The organism is Streptomyces sp. adm13(2018) (assembly GCF_008042145.1).
GTDB lineage: Bacteria > Actinomycetota > Actinomycetes > Streptomycetales > Streptomycetaceae > Streptomyces.
The window spans coordinates 1-2,425 of record NZ_RDBH01000268.1; the positions used below are offsets into that span (position 1 = coordinate 1).

General features: G+C 74.2%; 4 protein-coding genes. 2 read left to right on the top strand and 2 right to left on the bottom strand.

Annotated elements, in window-relative coordinates; all coding sequences use genetic code 11:
- Positions 1-144: 144 nt before the first annotated feature.
- On the top strand, positions 145-387 hold the full coding sequence (locus EAO70_RS36440) for a hypothetical protein (RefSeq protein ID WP_148007064.1): 243 nt from the start codon (positions 145-147) through the stop codon (positions 385-387).
- Here the strand turns inward: EAO70_RS36440 and EAO70_RS36445 are convergent.
- On the bottom strand, positions 374-1,312 hold the full coding sequence (locus EAO70_RS36445) for an oxidoreductase (RefSeq protein ID WP_148007065.1): 939 nt from the start codon (positions 1,310-1,312) through the stop codon (positions 374-376). The two genes, EAO70_RS36440 and EAO70_RS36445, sit on opposite strands and share 14 nt — an antisense overlap.
- A 92-nt stretch (positions 1,313-1,404) precedes the next feature.
- Here EAO70_RS36445 and EAO70_RS36450 point away from each other — a divergent pair, with 92 nt between their 5' ends.
- The gene (locus EAO70_RS36450) at positions 1,405-2,073 is read left to right on the top strand and encodes a TetR family transcriptional regulator (RefSeq protein WP_410091602.1); all 669 of its coding nucleotides are present in this window, start codon (positions 1,405-1,407) and stop codon (positions 2,071-2,073) included.
- A gap of 88 nt (positions 2,074-2,161) precedes the next feature.
- On the opposite strand, the gene EAO70_RS36455 is transcribed toward EAO70_RS36450, so the two are convergent.
- Complete coding sequence (locus EAO70_RS36455) at positions 2,162-2,398, bottom strand: hypothetical protein (protein ID WP_148007067.1); 237 nt, start codon at positions 2,396-2,398, stop codon at positions 2,162-2,164.
- Positions 2,399-2,425 lie beyond the last annotated feature (27 nt).

A 2,425-nucleotide genomic window follows, 5' to 3' on the forward strand; every position in this document is an offset into this window, starting at 1 on the left:
CCCGTGCCCGGCGACGTGCCGGGGCCGCCCGGTCGGTGCGGCGGAGCCGTGGCGGACCCCGCGCCCGTACCCGTGCCCGTTCCCGGCCGCGTGTCCTGACCGGAGCCCGTCCTCGCCGACGGCGACCGGCGCTGGTGCGAGAGGGTGACGGTCACCTTCCGCAACAGCGGGGGAACGGCGGCCCGTTCGGGCACGGTCACCTTCGCCACCCACGTCATCGGAGCCCTGGGCGTCGACTGGGCGACGCTCACGTCCTCCCAGCCGCTGCCCGCGCCGATCGCCCCGGGCACGGCGCGGACGGAGACGTACACCGTGTGCGTGGACTCCTGGCGGGTGCCGCTCGGGATGCGGATCGACACCCGGAAGGTCTCCGCTACCTGGCGGTGACGGGGAAGCTCACCTCGGTCAGGCGCTCCGACAGCTCCCACAGCGTGCGCCCCGTCCCCGGGTCGGCCGCCGCTTCGGAGGGACGCACCCGCGTGGGCGCGCCGCGCAGCTCGCCCATGCCGTCGGGGCCGATGAACTCGCCGCCCGAGAGGCCCGGTTCGGTGGCCGCGTACAGCTGCGGCAGCGCGCCCCGCTCCGGGCGCTGCGCGATCAGCGGGTTGCCGATGCGGCCGAAGGCCAGCTTCACCAGTCCCGAGGCGTCCCGGGTCTGGAGCCGGGTCGCCGTGTAGCCGGGATGGGCGAGCACGCTTCGGACCGGGCTGCCGGCCTCGCCGAGGCGCCGGTGGAGTTCGAGACCGAAGACGGTGTTGGCGAACTTCGACTGGTTGTAGAAGGCCATGGGCGCGTAGCCGCGTTCTCCGTCGAGGTCGTCGAGGCGGAGGCCGCCCTGCCGGTGGTTGATCGAGCCGACCGTGACCACCCGGGGGTCCCGCCCCGCGGCGAGCAGGTCGAGCAGCAGCCCGGTGAGCGCGAAGTGGCCGAGGTGGTTGGTGGCGAACTGCAGCTCGTGCCCCTGGGCACTCAGGGTGCGGGGCGGGGCCATCACACCGGCGTTGTTGACGAGCACGTCCAGGCGCGGGTGCTCCTCGCACAGCCGCCCGGCGAAGGCGCGTACCGCATCGAGGTCGGCGAGGTCGAGCGGACGTACGGCGAGCAGGTCCGGCGCGATGCCGGCCGCGACGAGCTCGTCGACGGCCCTGCGGCCCTTCTCCTCGTCCCGTACGGCGAGGATCACCCGCCCGCCGCGGCCGGCGAGCGCGCGGGTGGTGGCGAGACCGAGGCCGCTGTTGGCCCCGGTGACGAGGAAGAGCCGCCCGGTCTGGTCCGGGATCCGGTCTGCGGTCCAGCGCTGCTTCGTGGTCATGCGACACACGCTGGCGCCTGTGTCACCGAGTGTCAAGCATGCGATCGAGTGCCATAGATGGATCCTGGTGTCATCGAGGGCACCACGGTACGATTCCGAGCGTGAGCACCCGCCCCGCAGTCGACCCCGGTCCCGGCCGAGCCGCCGGCCCCGCCCCCGCGAGCCTGGCCCAGCGCAAGCGCCAGCTCGTCGCCACCGAGCTCACCGAGGCGGCCCTCCAACTGCTCGCCCTCAAGGGCTTCGACGCCGTCACCGTCGACGAGATCGCGACCACCGCCGGGGTATCCAAGCGGACCTTCTTCCGGTACTTCGCGTCCAAGGAGGACGTGGTCGTCCAGTTCCTGGCCGACATGGGCGCCGACATGCGCGCGGGCCTCGCCTCCCGGCCCGCCGGGGAGCTCCCCTCCGAGGCGCTCCTGCACGCCGTGTCCGTGCCCCTGACGGTCTGCGACGCCCACGCCGAGCGGGCCCTGCCGGTGGTCCGGCTGATCCTGCGCACCCCCGCGCTGCTCGCCCGCTTCCTCGAACACCAGGCGCGGTGGCGGGAGGACCTGACGGAGGAGCTGGCGGCCCGCCTGGACCTCGACTCCGGGGCCGACCTCTACCCCCGGCTCGCCGCCGGCATGGCGCTGGCCGCCTTCGACGCCGTACTGCACCGGTGGAGCGCGGGCGAGGACGCCGGGAGTTCCGCCGACCCGGGCACCCTGATCGGGGAGGCCTTCGCGGTCCTGGCGCCCGCCCTGGACTCCGCCACCGCCTGAGCCGCCCTGAGGGCGTACGAAGAAAGGTGGGCCGGGTCCGCGGGATGCGGATCCGGCCCACCTCGGAGCTCGGTGAAGGACGGGTCGGTCAGCCCAGCGCCAGCCAGGCGACGGCCGCCAGGACGACGATCACCGCGACCACGCCGACGATCAGACCGACCTTCGGGCCGCCGCCCGACGTGGCCGCGGCCTGCGGCTGCCGCTGCTGCGGGGCGCCCTCGTCGACGAAGGCGCGGAACATCTGGGTGTTGCCGGCGGGGTCGTAACCCTCGGGGCCCTGCGGGGGCTGGCCCTGGCCGTACGGTGCTTGGGGGTTGTGTGCCATGGGTCAGGACCCTAGCGAAGGACGGGT